The organism is Actinomadura madurae (genome assembly GCF_047130825.1).
Taxonomy (GTDB): Bacteria; Actinomycetota; Actinomycetes; order Streptosporangiales; family Streptosporangiaceae; genus Spirillospora; species Spirillospora madurae.
Genome location: NZ_CP083237.1, coordinates 7,938,101 through 7,951,330 on the forward strand (window position 1 = coordinate 7,938,101; position 13,230 = coordinate 7,951,330).

The window sequence follows — 13,230 nt, forward strand, 5'->3', positions numbered from 1 at the left end:
CCGGTGTGGGTGTGGGTGCGGTGACGGGGGCGGGTGGGGGCGCGTCGGCCTCGGCGCTCGGGTCTGGGTGGGTGGGTTAGAGGTGGGTTAGCTTTTCGGGGTTGGCTACGCGGTGGTACTTCGTTATGCGGCCGTTTTGGATTTCTAGGGTGTCGATCCAGATGATGCGGCCGTCGCGGTGGGCGGCCAGGGCCGGTTCGCCGTTGATTTCGATGGGCTCGATGCGTTCGACCCGGTAGTGGGTGGTGACGTGGGCGAGCAGGCGGGCGACGCGGTCGGCTCCGACGACCGGGCGGCGGGACGCGACGACCTTGCCGCCGCCGTCCGCCACGTAGACGGCGTCCGGGTGCAGGAGTTCGACGAGGCGGGCGAGGTCGCCGCGCTCGGTGGCCGCGCGGAACGCGGTGAGGACGCGTTCGTGTTCCGCGCGGCTCGACCTCGGGTGCTCGCCGCGGGCGTCCGCGACCCGCTTGCGGGCGCGGGACGCGAGCTTGCGCGAGGCCGCCGCCGAGTTGCCGAGCACCTCCGCGACCTGGGCGAACGGGACCTCGAACACGTCGTGCAGGACGAACGCGACCCGCTCCGGCGGTGTCAGCTCATCCATCACCAGCAGCATCGCGGTGCCGATCGAGTCGTCCACGATCACGCGTTCGGACGCGTCCGGGCCGGTCGGGAGGGGTTCCGGCAGCCACGGCCCGGGGTAGCGCTCGCGCCGTACGCGGGCCGATTTCAGGACGTTGTACGCGAGCCTGGCCGCGATGGTCACCAGCCACGCGCGAGGGTCGGCGACGGCCGAGCGGTCGGCCGCGGAGGCGCGGAGCCAGACGTCCTGGACGACGTCCTCGGCCTCGGCCACGCTGCCGAGCAGCCGGTACGCGGCGCCGAACACCGCCGGGCGGTGCGCCTCCCAGTCCAGGTCGTCCACGTAGGCGGAGCCTACTCGTCGGCGAACGAGCAGTCGGGCGGGAAGTCCGGCGGCTGGAAGCCGCCGGAGGGGATCTCCAGCGGCGCGTCCTTCACCGTGTACCCCTTCAACCATTTGCCGAATGGGCCGGAACTGGCCGGGCTGAACGGCGCCGGACCGCTGCCCATCTGCTGGCACTGCGGGAACACGACGCCCCAGGAGAAGCCCATCCGGTCGTGCTTGTGCCCGCGCGGCGACTGGTAGAAGGTCAGGTTCGCGCGTTTCTGGTTCGGCGGGACCTCGTGGGCGCCCGAGACCCGGATTCCGGACACGACCGCGACCGGCCCGGACGCCATGACGTAGTCGACCTTGATCTCGCCCCAGTGGTGCTGGGACGGGCCGCCGGGCTCGTCCGGCGAGAAATGGTCGAACTTGACCGTTCCGCGGGCGGCTCCCATGACCATCTTCCCGTCGACGAACTTCCACGGCCCGCCGTGCGCGTCCACGATGAAGCGCCGGTACGGGTACTCCTTGTCACCCGGGAACGTCACCCACGCGTCGCCCGTCACATGGGCTTCCTTGGGTGCCCTCGCGCCGTTGTCCTGCGCCATCGCACTGCCGGTCCCGATCGCTCCGGCGGCGCCGAGCAGGGCGACTCCGGTGATCAGGACGCGCCTTTTCCGCGACATGTGGATCCCCTTTCCGCGGACGTCCGTCGTCCGCTTTCCACAACGTTCGCAGTGGTGGGGAGGCCGTTCCTCCCCCGCGCGACCGAACCGGCCTACCCGCGCGGGGGATCGTCAGGTCACTTTTCCCCTGACGTAGGTCCAGAGGCCGTCATGGCGGACGAATCTGCTGACCTCGTGCAGTTCTCCCGGCTCGGATCCCGCCAGGTAATGGGCGCGGAATTCGACGACGCCCCTGTCGTCGTCCGGTCCGCCCGCCTCTTCCCGGACGATCTCCAGCCGCGTCCAGCGCGTTCCGTCGTCGAACCCGATCCGCTCCGGACGGGTGGCGGGATGCCAGGTGCTCAGCAGGTAGGACTCGTCCTGGACCGCGAACGCGCTGAACCGCGACCGCATCAATTCGCCGGCGGTTTCGGCGGACGCCTCGCCCCGGTGCAACCGTCCGCAACAATCCCGGTACCGTGCGCCGACATCGCAGAAACATCTCTTGGCCACATCCGAATTCTGCCTTGCGGCGCGGGGTGGGCGCGGCCACGATGAGCGCCATGTCCGCACAGGAGCCACCCGAGATCGACACTTCCCGGCCGCATCCCGCCCGCATGTGGAACTACTGGATCGGCGGCAAGGACTACTACGAGATCGACAAGGTGGTCGGCGACCAGGCCGCCGCGGCCTTCCCCTCCATCGGGGACGTCGCCCGGCATTCCCGGGCCTGCCTGGGCCGCATGGTCCGCCACCTCGTCGAGGAGGAGGGCGTCCGGCAGTTTCTCGACATCGGCACCGGGCTGCCCACCCACGACAACACCCACGAGGTCGCGCAGCGCGTCGCGCCCGAGGCGCGCGTGGTCTACGTCGACAACGACCCGCTCGTCCTCGTCCACGCGCGGGCGCTGCTGGTCGGACGCCAGGAGGGGAGGACCGACTACATCCAGTGCGACGTGCGCGACCCGGACCGGATCCTCGCGGAGGCGGCCCGCACCCTCGACCTCTCTCGGCCGGTCGCCCTGATCATGTTCGGCATCATGGGCAACGTCGTGGACGACGGGGAGGCGTACGCCGTCGTCCGCCGCCTCCTCGGCGCGCTCGCCCCGGGCAGTTTCCTGGCCTTCAACGACGGCACCGGCGTGCTGGACGCGAAGGGCCGTGAGGAGGGCATCCGGATCGCCACGGAGCAGGGCTCGACCCCCTATGTCGTGCGCACCCCGGAGCAGATCGAGGGCTTCTTCGAGGGCCTCGACCTGCTCGAACCGGGCGTCGTCTCGACGTCCCGGTGGCGGCCCGGGCCCACCCCGTTCGGCGTGCCGCCCGAGGTGGACGCGGCCTGCGGTCTCGGCCGCAAGCTCTGACGGCGGGGTAATTTCCGCGGCATGTCGGATCCGGGCGTCTCCCGATCGTCTAGGGGGTGTCGGCCCTTGAAAGGAGCACGCCATGGATCTGACGATGAACACGATCGACATCGTGGTGTCCGACATGGACGCCGCCGTCGCCTTCTACCGCCGTCTCGGGCTGGAGTTCACCGTGGACGCGTCCTACCCCGACCACGCGGACTGCGCCCTGCCCGGAGGGCTGCAGCTGATGCTCGACACCGAGAAGTTCCGGGGGCCCACGGTCGACGGCTGGACGCCGCCGTCCGGCGGGCCCCGGACGTTCCTCGCCTTCCAGGCGGCGAGCCCGGCGGACGTGGACGCCGCGTACGCCGAGCTGACCGCGGCCGGGTACACCGGTGCCAAGGAGCCGTGGGACGCGTTCTGGGGGATGCGGTACGCCACCGTCCTCGACCCGGACGGCAACGGCGTCGACCTGTACGCTCCGCTGCCCGCCGGATGAGGGGGAGACCGATGAAGTACGTGCTGATGTTCGTCGAGACCGAGAAGTTCGCCAAAGAGCTGGCCGACATGACCGAGGGCGAGCGCCAGGCGTCCTACGAGCAGGTCGCGGAATGGTTCGCGCGGCACTCCGACAAGATCACCCATCACGGGCACCTCCAGCCCGCGCACACCGCCACCACCATGCTCCTGGACGGGGGAGAGGCGGTCCTCACCGACGGCCCGTTCGTCGAGGGCAAGGAGGTCGTCAGCGGATACGCCGAGGTGGAGGTCGCCGATCTGGACGAGGCGCTGGCCATCGCCCGCACCTGGCCCGCGTGCCCGCTGATCGAGATCCGCCCGCTGACCTGATGGACCCGGCGCACGCCGAGCTGGCCCGCGTGCTGCGCGAGCACGCGGGCCGGCTCACCGCCTGCCTGGTCCGGGTCCTCGGCGACTTCGCCGCGGCGGAGGACGTCATGCAGGACGCCGTCGAGACCGCGCTGCGGCGCTGGCCGCAGGAGGGCGTCCCGGAGCATCCGGACGCCTGGCTGCTCACCACGGCCCGCCGCCGCGGCATCGACCTGCTGCGGCGCCAGGCCGCCTACCGCGACAAGCTGGCCCGGCTCCAGTGGCCGGTGCCGGGCGAGCCGGACGACCGGCTCAAGCTGATCTTCACCTGCTGCCATCCGGCGCTGCCCGTCGCGGCCCAGGTCGCGCTGACGCTGCGGACGGTGTGCGGGCTGACGACCGGGCAGATCGCCGCCGCGTTCCTCGTCCCGGAGGCGACCGTCGGGCAGCGCATCACCCGCGCCAAGCGCAAGATCACCGACGCGGGGATCCCGTACCGGATCCCGGCGCAGGACGAGCTGGACGAGCGGGTGGGCCAGGTGCTGGCCGTGGTGTACCTGCTGTTCAACGAGGGGTACCTGACGAGCCGCGGCGACCGCGGCCACGCCCGCGACCTGGCGGAGGAGGCGCGGTGGCTCGCGGAGCAGCTCGCCTGGCTGATGCCGCGCCGCCCGGAGGTCCTCGGCCTGCTCGCGCTCTTCCGGCTCCACCAGGCGCGCACCGCCGCCCGTTTCGACGACGAGGGCCGCCTCGTCCTCCTGCGCGACCAGGACCGCGCCAAGTGGGACCACGACGCGGTCAAGGAGGCCGGACGGCTGATCGAGCGCGCCGCCGCGATGCGCGCCCCTGGCCCGTACCAGATCCAGGCGGCGATCGTCGCGTGCCATGCCGAGGCTCCCACCTGGGACGACACCGACTGGGACCAGATCCTCGTCCTCTACGACATCCTCGTGCACATGACGGGCACACCGATCGTCCGCCTGCACCGGGCCATCGCCGTCCGGTACGTCCATGGTTCCGCGGCGGCGCTGGACGAGCTCGCCCCGCTCGCGAAGGCCCTCGACGGCCACCACCTCTACCACGCCACCCGCGCCGAACTGCTGCGCGACCTGGGCCGCCGCCGCGAAGCGCACGCGGCCGACCGCCGCGCCCTCGCGCTCACTGGCAATCCCGCGCAGCAGGCGCTCCTCAGCCAACGCCTCGCCTGGACGTGACGCGCCAGGTGGCATCGGCGAAGTTCAGGCACCCGTACGCGAAGACCCGGCCGGGGACGTGCCCGGCCGGGTAGACGCTTGCGGGGTCAGAGGTTCGTCGGACGGTAGGCCTTGTACTCGCTGCCCGAGTCCAGGCCGTAGTCGCGCGTCCGGTAGTCGGTGCCGTACCGGCCGCGCTGCTCGAACGCCCAGTAGGCCGTGTGCTTGCTGTTGGCCCACTTCTCGAAGATGACGACGTGGCGGGTCGTGTTGGTCCCCTCCGCGTCCATGACGAGGTCGCCCTTCTTGAGCTCGGACATCTTGATGCGCTTGGTGTACTTCGACGACGTCAGGCCGACGGTGTTCTGGCCCGGCTTGGGCAGCCCCAGCGCCATCGAGACGAAGCCCGAGCAGTCGGCCCGGTAGCCCTCGTGGGTCCTGACCTGGCTGTAGGGGACCCGGTCGTCGGAGTGCGGCTGCCACGACCTGGCCCGGGAGATGACCTTCGAGCGGGCGTCGATCTTCTCGCCGCCGGAGTCGGCGGCGGCCTTCTCCGCGGGGGCCTTCTCCGCCGCCGGCTTCTTCGCGGCGGGCGCGTCCTTCACGACGTTGGCCGTGACGGCCGCCGCCTTGTCGTCGCCGCCCGAGGCGGGCGACACCGCCGCGTGCGCCGTCGTCGCGGCCACGCCGCCGAAGACGGCGAGGCCGACGAGGGCGCCGGCGGCGCGGGGGGTCAGGCCCAGGGGGCCACGGTACTTGCTGTGCTTGCCTGTCACAGGGGGGCTCCTTGGCTTCCATGCCGCCTACCGGGTTAGCTGACGGGTTCGGACGTGGAAGTCGCCCTACGGCCTGCGGGGCAGGCCGATTCACCCCAGTGCGTGGTGGGTCCCCGGCTCCGCGCGATGGCGGACTCGGCGTTGCCGCTGCGATCCTTGGGCGCTCGGGCCCGTCCACGGGACCCTGTCGTCCCGTGCGCGAAAGAGCGGCGCGTGATGTGTCGAGGCCCCGGGGGCGGGGCCGCGATGGGCGTCTCGTCCCGGCGTGCTCTCGGCGCCTGCACGCTCCGGCGTGCGCATGGTCGGCGCGAGGACGGGCCCGTGGGGGACCCGTGCGACGCATCGGGCTGACGCGAGGCGACGCGTGGATCGCGCCGCCGGCCTCCCGGCGGTGCCGGGTGAGGCCCGCGTGTCCAGAGGGACACGCTGGTCGAAAGCGCCTGGCGGGCGCCTTGATGAGCGAGAAGCTACATGCAACCCCAAGGAAAGGCAAACCGCATCAAATCACCCCACCGCAGGTCAGCGGGCTGGAACTGGGCCTCAGCGCCCCGCCGGCGGGCGTTCCGGCGGCCCGGCGCCGGGCGTGAACGGGTGCGGGTCGATTCGTGGGAGGGTGGCGGCATGTGCGTTGCGGCGGCGCCGGCCAGATTCACCGGCACGATCCTGTACCACGGGCTGCGAAACCATGCCGAGCACGGCCGGGTGCACGTCCTCGGCTACCAGAACACCGCGCAGAACCTCGCGCCCGGCCCGAACGCGATGCTGCTGCATCTGCCCGCCGCGGGCATGACGCAGGCGAACTTCATCGACACGAGCCGGTGCCCCCGCATCCTGCGGGACATGGTGGACACCCTCCGCCCGGTCTCGCGGGGACCGGCGGACGCCTACGGGGCCGCTCCCCAGGCGGCCGGGCCGCCGCCGGTCCAGGTCTTCGACCACGACGTCTACACCGTCGTGCTCGCCACCGACCCGACGCTGATCCCCGACGCCCTGGAGCAGGTTCCGCCGCACAAGCGGATCCCGGCCAACCGTCCGCTGTTCGACTTCTACGCGGCCATGTACCCGGGTTACGCGGTGGCGCTGTGCTGCTTCGACAACCGGGAGGCGCTGGCGGCGAACCCGCTGCTCATGTGGTATTCCCCACACGACCCCGACCGGTTCGCGCTGCCCGCGATCGACTGCCACACCGGGGCCGTGCCCGACCTGGGCGCCCAGGTCCTCACCGACCACTGGGTCGTCTTCGGGACGGACGAGGCCAGGCCCGGCTGGGGCGCCGAGGTCCGCTACGCGCCGCACTACGACCAGGACAACCTGCCGCAGGCCCCGCTGAACAGCGGGCCCGCCGCCCCCTTCTTGCCGGGCCGGGTCATGGGCGTGCAGTTCGACGGATGGCACCCCAACGGCGACTTCGTCATCCCCTACGCCGACGTCCTCAGCGGCGACCTCGGCACCCTGCGGCGTCTGGCGCCAGGCTGGGCCCCGCCTCTGTGAGACGGCTCAGCCCGGCGCCGTCCCCGAGGTGACCGAGAGCCGCGGCGAGGACGACAGCGTCTGCAGGACGACGCAGTAGCGCTCGGTGAGGCGCAGGAGCGTGTCCAGTTGATCCTCCGCGGCGTCCGTGTCGAGGTCGAAGCGGAGGCGGATCGCCCGGAACCCGACCGGGGCCTCCCTGTCCACGGCGAGCGTCCCGCGGAAGTCCAGGTCGCCCTCGGCGCGGACCGTCCCGCCGCGGACGTCGATGTCCAGGGCGGTCGCGACCGAGCGCAACGTCACGCCCGCGCAGGCGACCAGCGCTTCCAGGAGCATGTCGCCGGAGCAGAGCGCGGTGCCGTCCCCTCCGGCGGCCGGGTGCAGGCCGGCCACCGCGAGCGCGCGTCCCGTCTCCACCGAGCAGGCGATGCCCTCGTCCAGCGCACCCGACGCGCGGAGGGTCACGACCGCCGACTCGGGGTCCTCCCGGTACCGGTCCTTGAGCGGCCGCTGCAGATCCTTCAGTTCCCGGCTCTTCATGACGTCCTCGTCCCGTCGGCACTGCCTCTCTTGGATGATGCCCGCGCCGCCGGACCCATGCTCATCCCTGCGGCGCCGGTCCTGCGGCACGCCTGGCTACAGTGCCTGTAGTGAAGATGCGAGAGGTGGCGGACGTGGCCGAGGAAGGGGTGCGGGCGGCACGCAAGCGCGAGACCAGGGAGCGGATCGCCGCCGCGGCGATGGAACTGTTCGCGGAGCACGGATTCCACGCCGTCCCGGTCTCCGAGGTCGCGCGCGCCGCCGGCGTGACCGAGAAGACGGTCTTCAACCACTTCGCCACCAAAGAAGACCTGGTCTACAGCCACGACACCCGGTTCGAGGCGGCGCTGGTGGCGGCCGTCCAAGACCGGGGAGACGGCTCGGTCCTCGGCGCGGTCCGCGACTTCCTGCTGGCCCGGTACGCCACGATGCCGACCGACCCGGACGCTCAGGCGCGGCTCCGGACCCTGGCGGCGCTCGTCGCCGACAGCGAGACGCTCCGTGCCCGCGAGCAGGCCATCCTGGCCCGGTACGCCGACCGGCTCGCCGCCGCCATCGCCGCCGACCAGCGCTGCGCCCCCGGCGACCTCCGGCCGCGGATCGCCGCGGACGCCCTGGTGTCCGTGCACCGCGCCGCGATCGACGCGTTCCGCCGCGGCGCGCTGTCCGGCCGCCCGCCGGCCGAGTACGGCCCCCAGGTGGTCGGGGCCGCCGAGCAGGCGTTCGCCCTCCTCGCGCACGGACTGGACGACTTCGCGACCGGCCCCCACGACCCGTGATCCCTCCGGGTACAGTGGGCATGGAGATTACAGTCACTGTAATGAGTGAGGTGCGCGATGCCCGTCCTTCCCGAGCTCGTCCCGATGCTCGACCGGATCGCGCAGGCCCGCGCCCACATGCCCGACGCGTCGACGTCGGTCGCCGAACGGCGCGCGTTCATCCACCGCGGCATGGACCAGCGGGCCAAGGCGGTGGCGCTGCCCATGCCGCCGGGCACCCGCGCCGACCACGAGGTCCCCGTCGAGGGCGGCAGCATCACCGTCCGCGTCTACAGGCCGGACCTCGCCGGCGTGCTGCCCGGCCACGTCTACGTCCACGGAGGCGGCTGGTGGCTCGGGGAGCTCCACCACCGGGACGCCGTGTGCGCCCGGCTCGCGGCCGACGCCCGCTGCGCGGTGGTCTCCGTCGCCCACCGGCTGTCCCCCGAGCACCGCTTTCCCGGGCCCGTCCACGACTGCCGGGACGCTCTCCGGTGGGTCGCCGGCAACGCCGGGCGGCTGGGCGTCGACGCCGCCCGCCTGTCGATCGGCGGGGACTCCTCGGGCGCCAACCTGGCGGCCGCAACGGCGCTCATGGTCCGTGACCAGGGCGGACCGGCGCTGGTCGCGCAGGTCCTGGAGATTCCCGCGCTCGACCTCACCCTCGGGCAGCCGTCGGTGAACGAGTCCGCCGAGGCGGCGCTGCTGACCCGCGACGACCTCGCCGCCGACATCGAGCGGTACTGCGACCCCGGGGACAGGACGGACCCGTACGCCTCCCCGCTGCTGGCCGAGGACCTGTCCGGGCTGCCGCCGGCGCTGATCATGACGGCCGAGTTCGACATCCTGCGCGACGACGGCGCGGCCTACGGGCGCCGGCTCACCGCGGCGGGCGTCCCGGCGGAGGTCGTCCAGTGGGACGGCCACGTGCACGGATCCCACGAGATGACCGCGATCCTGGAGTCCGCGCGCCGGTGGCAGGCCCATGTCGCGGAGTTCCTCACACGGGTGTGATCAGGGTTCCGTCCGACAGGAACCGCTGGAGGTTCCGGAAGACGAGGTCGCCCATCGCCTCGCGGGTCTCGTGCGTCGCGCTGGCGATGTGCGGCAGCAGCAGGACGTTGCCGAGCGGCAGCAGTTCGTCGGGGACGTTCGGCTCGTCGGCGAAGACGTCCAGGGCGGCGCCCGCGATGCGGCCGTTCACCAGGGCGTCGACCAGGGCCGGCTCGTCCACGACGCTGCCGCGGGCGATGTTCACCAGGTGGCCGGCGGGCCCGAGCGCCTCCAGCGTGGAGGCCGAGACGAGGCCCCGGGTGCCGTCGCCCCCGGCGACCGCGATGACGAGGGCGTCGCTCCAGGCGGCGAGCCCGTCCACCGACTCGACGTACCGGTAGTCGACGCCGTCGACCGGGTGCCGCGAGTGGTAGGCGACCTCGATGTCGAACCCTTCGAGGCGGCGGGCGACGGCCCGCCCGATGCGGCCGAGGCCGAGGACGCCGACGCGCTTGCCGCTGACCTTGGTGGTCAGCGGGTAGGGGCCCGCGTGCCAGTCGCCGCGCCGCAGGTAGCGGTCGGCGTCGGTCATGCGGCGCATCACGTCGATCAGCCCGCCGACGGCGACGTCGGCGACGCAGTCGTTCAGGACGTCGGGGGTGTTGCTGACCTGGACGCCCCGGGCGGAGGCCGCGGCGACGTCGATGGTGTCGTAGCCGACGCCGAAGCTCGTGATCACCCGGAGCCGGGGGAGCCGGTCGATCAGGTCCTTGCCCACCCCGACCGCGGCCCTGGTCACCAGGGCGGTGAACTCGGCGCCGTGCTCGTCGAGGTAGGCCTCGTCCTGCTCGTCGAGCAGGACCACGTCGTGGTGCTCGCGGAGCCGCCGGTGGAGCGAGGGCAGCAGCGCACCGACCTGCAGCACCTTCACGGGCCCGGTCACGCTCGTCGGCTCGTCGGGGGCGAAACGCGTCATGCTGCACGGGCTCCAAGGTCGGGGCGCGGGTCCGCGCTCAGGCTAGGGCCGATCGTCATGCCTGTCCAAAACGCATGCGGCATCCACCGATACCTTCTGCGCATCGCCGGGAAGCCCGGTCGACCCTTGACGGGCACGGGGCCGCCGCTTAGTGTCCGTCTACCCATAGAGATGGCGTTCACCTTGGTGGACAAAATCTCGCCCACGTCGGGCCGCGTGGGGACGCGGCCGTTCGAGTGACCGCGCTCCGGCATGCCCCTGTCTGGAGAGACCATGTCCCTTCCCCCACCCCGAGTCGGACGGCGGCGCCCCCGCCGGGCGGTCGCGGTGCTGCTGGCCGGGCTCCTCCCGGCGGCCGGCTGCGCGGTCGCCAACAGCGACTCCCTGACCGGCGGCGCGGACGGCGCCCTGCGGATTGTCCTCCAGCAGGAGCCGCCCACGCTCGAACCCTGCGAATCGTCCCTGACCTCGACCGGAATCGTCGTCCGGTCGAACATCACCGAGCCGCTGATCGAACGCGACCCCACGTCCGGCGCGCTGAAACCGCTCCTCGCGACCGGGTGGAAATCCACCGACGACAAGACCTGGACGTTCACCTTGCGGAAAGGCGTCACGTTCCAGGACGGGACGCCGTTCGACGCCGCCGACGTCGCGTTCACGGTCAAGCGGGCCGTCGGCTCGAAACTCGGCTGCAACGTCGACGGCTACGTCTTCGCCGACAGCAAGCTCGACGTCGCGGTGGTCGACGATTCCACGGTGCGCGTCACCGCCGACCGCCCCGACCCGATCCTGCCGCTGCGCATGTCGTTCCTGGAAATCGTCCCGACCGGCACCGACGACACGTCCAAAGTGCGCGAACCGATCGGTACCGGCCCTTACGAAATCGCCGAATGGAAGCCGGGCATCAGCCTCCAGCTCGACCGCAATCCCCGTTACTGGGGCGCCAAGCCCGCCTATCCGGCGGTCCGGTACGTGTGGCGTTCGGAGAACAGCATCCGGGCCGCCATGGTCACCAGCGGCGAGGCCGGCATCGCGGTCGGCCTCGGCCCCGAGGACGGCGCGGGCGACCTCGGCGTCGCCTATCCCAACAACGAGACCACCGCGCTGCGCATGGACGCCGGAACGCCCCCGCTGAACGACATCCGGGTGCGCCGCGCGATCAACTACGCGATCGACAAGAAGGGCATCGTGAAGTCGCTCTTCCTCAACCTCGGGGAGCCGGCCGGGCAGCTCGTCCCGAAGGGCGTCGTCGGCCACGACCCGTCGATCCAGGCCTGGCCGTACGACCCGGCCAAGGCCAAGGCGCTCGTCGACGAGGCGCGCGCGGCCGGGACGCCGGTGGACACGCAGATCACGCTCGTCGCGCGCACCGCCCAGTTCCCGAAGGTGTCCGAGACCGCCGAGGTGATCCAGCACGAGCTCGCCCGGGCCGGGCTCAAGGTCAGGATCAAGATGCTCGACACCGCGGCGCACCTGGAGTACCAGCTCAAGCCGTTCGTCACCGACGCCGGCCCGATCCTGCTGCTGATCATGCACGGCAACCAGGCCGGGGACGCCTCGTTCACGACCAGCCAGTACATGGTCGGCGACGGCCCGCAGAGCCGGTACGGCACGCCCGAGCTGGACGCGAAGATCGCCGCCGCGGACGAGACCGCGGGCGCGGAGCGCCAGACCGCCTTCGCCGCGGTGCTGCGGTACCAGAACGAGAACGTCGTCCAGTACGCGCACATCGCGCACATGCGCGGTCTCCTCGGGATCGCGCCGACCGTCGAGTACCGGCCGAACTCGGCGACCGGCGACGAGCTGCGGCTCGCCGAGGTCCGGCCGGCCAGGTGAGGGGACCAGGATGCTGACCTTCGTGCGCAGGCGCCTCGTCTCCAGCGCGATCCCGCTGTTCGTGGTGGTCGTGGGCGTGTTCGTCCTGTCCCGGCTCACCGGCGACCCGAGCAAGCTCTACCTGCCGCTCAGCGCGACACCGCAGATGCGGGACGAGTTCCTCGCCCGCAACGGCTTCGACAAGCCGGTCCTCGCGCAGCTCCTCGACTACCTCGGCGGGGTGTTCACGCTCGACTTCGGCGAGTCGCTGCGGACCGGGCAGTCCGCGAGCGAGATGGCGCTGCGGGCGTTCCCCGCGACGCTCCAGCTCGCCGGGACGACCATGCTGCTCGCCATCCTCGGCGCCGTGGTGATCGGCAGCTGGGCCGCCTACCGGCCCAACTCGGTCGCCGACCGGCTGACGAGCTTCCTGTCCATGACGGCGGCCAGCGTCCCGGACTTCTGGTTCGCCATCATGGGCGTGCTGGTGTTCGCCGTGACGCTCGGCTGGCTGCCGACCTCCGGCGTCGTCGGCGGCCCCGAGGTCTGGGTGCTGCCGCTGCTCACGCTGCTGATCCGGCCCTTCGGGGTGCTGGTTCAGGTGGTGCGCGGCGCGATGGTGTCGGCGCTGTCGGCGCCGTACGTGAAGGTCGCGCGCAGCAAGGGCGCGAGCGAGCCGCGCGTGGTCTTCGGGCACGCGCTGCGCAACGCGGCCCCGCCGGTGCTGACCGTGGCGGGCGACCTGACCGTCGGCCTGGTCAACGGCGCCGTCGTGGTCGAGACCATCTTCGGCTGGCCGGGCATCGGCAAGCTGATGATCGACTCCATCCTGCAGCGCGACTTCGCGGTGCTGCAGGCGGCCGTGCTGCTGACGGCCGTGACGATCTTCGTCCTCAACCTCCTCATCGACCTCTGCCACGCCCTGCTGGACGCGCGGGTGCGGCAGGCGGTCACGGCGTGACG

The 13,230-nt window shown here is 72.1% G+C and carries 15 protein-coding genes and 1 riboswitch; of the genes, 9 read left to right on the forward strand and 6 right to left on the reverse strand.

Annotation, left to right across the window (positions count from 1 at the left end; translation table 11 throughout):
- Positions 1–76 precede the first annotated feature (76 nt).
- The 3 genes from sigJ to K8Z49_RS36765 all read right to left on the reverse strand — a co-directional run bounded on the left by sigJ (position 77) and on the right by K8Z49_RS36765 (position 2,085).
- The gene (gene sigJ / locus K8Z49_RS36755) at positions 77–925 is read right to left on the reverse strand and encodes an RNA polymerase sigma factor SigJ (RefSeq protein WP_412516321.1); all 849 of its coding nucleotides are present in this window, start codon (positions 923–925) and stop codon (positions 77–79) included.
- An 11-nt stretch (positions 926–936) separates the two neighbouring features.
- Entirely contained in the window at positions 937–1,593 is a 657-nt protein-coding gene (locus K8Z49_RS36760; RefSeq protein WP_021597902.1) for a hypothetical protein, read from the reverse strand.
- 111 nt (positions 1,594–1,704) lie between these two features.
- Positions 1,705–2,085: a YchJ family protein gene (locus tag K8Z49_RS36765; protein ID WP_024934961.1), complete on the reverse strand. Its 381-nt coding sequence runs from the start codon at positions 2,083–2,085 to the stop codon at positions 1,705–1,707.
- A 50-nt stretch (positions 2,086–2,135) separates the two neighbouring features.
- On the opposite strand from K8Z49_RS36765, the gene K8Z49_RS36770 reads away from it, so the two are divergent.
- The 4 genes from K8Z49_RS36770 (at position 2,136) to K8Z49_RS36785 (ending at position 4,960) form a co-directional block, all read left to right on the forward strand.
- Positions 2,136–2,936 (forward strand): SAM-dependent methyltransferase, encoded by an 801-nt coding sequence (locus K8Z49_RS36770; RefSeq protein ID WP_111832168.1) that lies wholly within the window; start codon positions 2,136–2,138, stop codon positions 2,934–2,936.
- A gap of 82 nt (positions 2,937–3,018) precedes the next feature.
- Positions 3,019–3,417 (forward strand): VOC family protein, encoded by a 399-nt coding sequence (locus K8Z49_RS36775; RefSeq protein WP_111832167.1) that lies wholly within the window; start codon positions 3,019–3,021, stop codon positions 3,415–3,417.
- Between the two features lie 11 nt (positions 3,418–3,428).
- Positions 3,429–3,767: a YciI family protein gene (locus K8Z49_RS36780; RefSeq protein WP_021597898.1), complete on the forward strand. Its 339-nt coding sequence runs from the start codon at positions 3,429–3,431 to the stop codon at positions 3,765–3,767.
- The gene (locus K8Z49_RS36785) at positions 3,767–4,960 is read left to right on the forward strand and encodes an RNA polymerase sigma factor (protein WP_075023555.1); all 1,194 of its coding nucleotides are present in this window, start codon (positions 3,767–3,769) and stop codon (positions 4,958–4,960) included. The genes K8Z49_RS36780 and K8Z49_RS36785 overlap by 1 nt, the downstream gene beginning before the upstream one ends.
- Positions 4,961–5,046: 86 nt before the next feature.
- On the opposite strand, the gene K8Z49_RS36790 is transcribed toward K8Z49_RS36785, so the two are convergent.
- On the reverse strand, positions 5,047–5,715 hold the full coding sequence (locus tag K8Z49_RS36790) for a hypothetical protein (protein ID WP_412516322.1): 669 nt from the start codon (positions 5,713–5,715) through the stop codon (positions 5,047–5,049).
- Positions 5,716–5,724: 9 nt separating this feature from the next.
- A riboswitch (cyclic di-AMP (ydaO/yuaA leader) is annotated at positions 5,725–5,866 on the reverse strand.
- Positions 5,867–6,336: 470 nt separating this feature from the next.
- Between K8Z49_RS36790 and K8Z49_RS36795 the strand changes: the two genes are divergently transcribed.
- A complete protein-coding gene (locus tag K8Z49_RS36795) occupies positions 6,337–7,206 on the forward strand; it encodes a hypothetical protein (RefSeq protein ID WP_412516323.1) in 870 nt (289 codons plus the stop codon).
- 6 nt (positions 7,207–7,212) lie between these two features.
- Here K8Z49_RS36795 and K8Z49_RS36800 read toward each other — a convergent pair whose 3' ends face one another.
- Positions 7,213–7,725 (reverse strand): OsmC family protein, encoded by a 513-nt coding sequence (locus tag K8Z49_RS36800; protein ID WP_021597894.1) that lies wholly within the window; start codon positions 7,723–7,725, stop codon positions 7,213–7,215.
- Between the two features lie 116 nt (positions 7,726–7,841).
- Between K8Z49_RS36800 and K8Z49_RS36805 the strand changes: the two genes are divergently transcribed.
- Both K8Z49_RS36805 and K8Z49_RS36810 read left to right on the forward strand, forming a co-directional pair.
- Positions 7,842–8,504: a TetR/AcrR family transcriptional regulator gene (locus tag K8Z49_RS36805; RefSeq protein WP_412521245.1), complete on the forward strand. Its 663-nt coding sequence runs from the start codon at positions 7,842–7,844 to the stop codon at positions 8,502–8,504.
- A 57-nt stretch (positions 8,505–8,561) separates the two neighbouring features.
- Positions 8,562–9,497 carry an alpha/beta hydrolase gene (locus K8Z49_RS36810; RefSeq protein ID WP_412516324.1) on the forward strand — a complete coding sequence of 312 codons (936 nt, stop codon included), beginning with the start codon at positions 8,562–8,564 and terminating at the stop codon, positions 9,495–9,497.
- Here K8Z49_RS36810 and K8Z49_RS36815 read toward each other — a convergent pair.
- Positions 9,484–10,452 carry a 2-hydroxyacid dehydrogenase gene (locus K8Z49_RS36815; RefSeq protein ID WP_075023563.1) on the reverse strand — a complete coding sequence of 323 codons (969 nt, stop codon included), beginning with the start codon at positions 10,450–10,452 and terminating at the stop codon, positions 9,484–9,486. The two genes, K8Z49_RS36810 and K8Z49_RS36815, sit on opposite strands and share 14 nt — an antisense overlap.
- Before the next feature lie 273 nt (positions 10,453–10,725).
- On the opposite strand from K8Z49_RS36815, the gene K8Z49_RS36820 reads away from it, so the two are divergent.
- Both K8Z49_RS36820 and K8Z49_RS36825 read left to right on the forward strand, forming a co-directional pair.
- Entirely contained in the window at positions 10,726–12,288 is a 1,563-nt protein-coding gene (locus K8Z49_RS36820; protein WP_412516325.1) for an ABC transporter substrate-binding protein, read from the forward strand.
- 10 nt (positions 12,289–12,298) lie between these two features.
- Positions 12,299–13,228, forward strand: coding sequence for an ABC transporter permease (locus K8Z49_RS36825; RefSeq protein WP_021595329.1), 930 nt, complete (start codon positions 12,299–12,301; stop codon positions 13,226–13,228).
- Positions 13,229–13,230: the final 2 nt, after the last annotated feature.

What these genes read in the sequence shown, in the direction of transcription:
- K8Z49_RS36785 (WP_075023555.1), top strand. Translation starts at nt 3,767, where the DNA reads ATGGACCCGGCGCACGCCGAGCTGGCCCGCGTGCTGCGCGAGCACGCG.
- K8Z49_RS36760 (WP_021597902.1), bottom strand. Translation starts at nt 1,593, where the DNA reads ATGTCGCGGAAAAGGCGCGTCCTGATCACCGGAGTCGCCCTGCTCGGC.
- K8Z49_RS36815 (WP_075023563.1), bottom strand. Translation starts at nt 10,452, where the DNA reads ATGACGCGTTTCGCCCCCGACGAGCCGACGAGCGTGACCGGGCCCGTG.
- K8Z49_RS36770 (WP_111832168.1), top strand. Translation starts at nt 2,136, where the DNA reads ATGTCCGCACAGGAGCCACCCGAGATCGACACTTCCCGGCCGCATCCC.
- K8Z49_RS36775 (WP_111832167.1), top strand. Translation starts at nt 3,019, where the DNA reads ATGGATCTGACGATGAACACGATCGACATCGTGGTGTCCGACATGGAC.
- K8Z49_RS36805 (WP_412521245.1), top strand. Translation starts at nt 7,842, where the DNA reads ATGCGAGAGGTGGCGGACGTGGCCGAGGAAGGGGTGCGGGCGGCACGC.
- K8Z49_RS36820 (WP_412516325.1), top strand. Translation starts at nt 10,726, where the DNA reads ATGTCCCTTCCCCCACCCCGAGTCGGACGGCGGCGCCCCCGCCGGGCG.
- K8Z49_RS36810 (WP_412516324.1), top strand. Translation starts at nt 8,562, where the DNA reads ATGCCCGTCCTTCCCGAGCTCGTCCCGATGCTCGACCGGATCGCGCAG.
- K8Z49_RS36780 (WP_021597898.1), top strand. Translation starts at nt 3,429, where the DNA reads ATGAAGTACGTGCTGATGTTCGTCGAGACCGAGAAGTTCGCCAAAGAG.
- K8Z49_RS36825 (WP_021595329.1), top strand. Translation starts at nt 12,299, where the DNA reads ATGCTGACCTTCGTGCGCAGGCGCCTCGTCTCCAGCGCGATCCCGCTG.
- K8Z49_RS36795 (WP_412516323.1), top strand. Translation starts at nt 6,337, where the DNA reads ATGTGCGTTGCGGCGGCGCCGGCCAGATTCACCGGCACGATCCTGTAC.
- K8Z49_RS36800 (WP_021597894.1), bottom strand. Translation starts at nt 7,725, where the DNA reads ATGAAGAGCCGGGAACTGAAGGATCTGCAGCGGCCGCTCAAGGACCGG.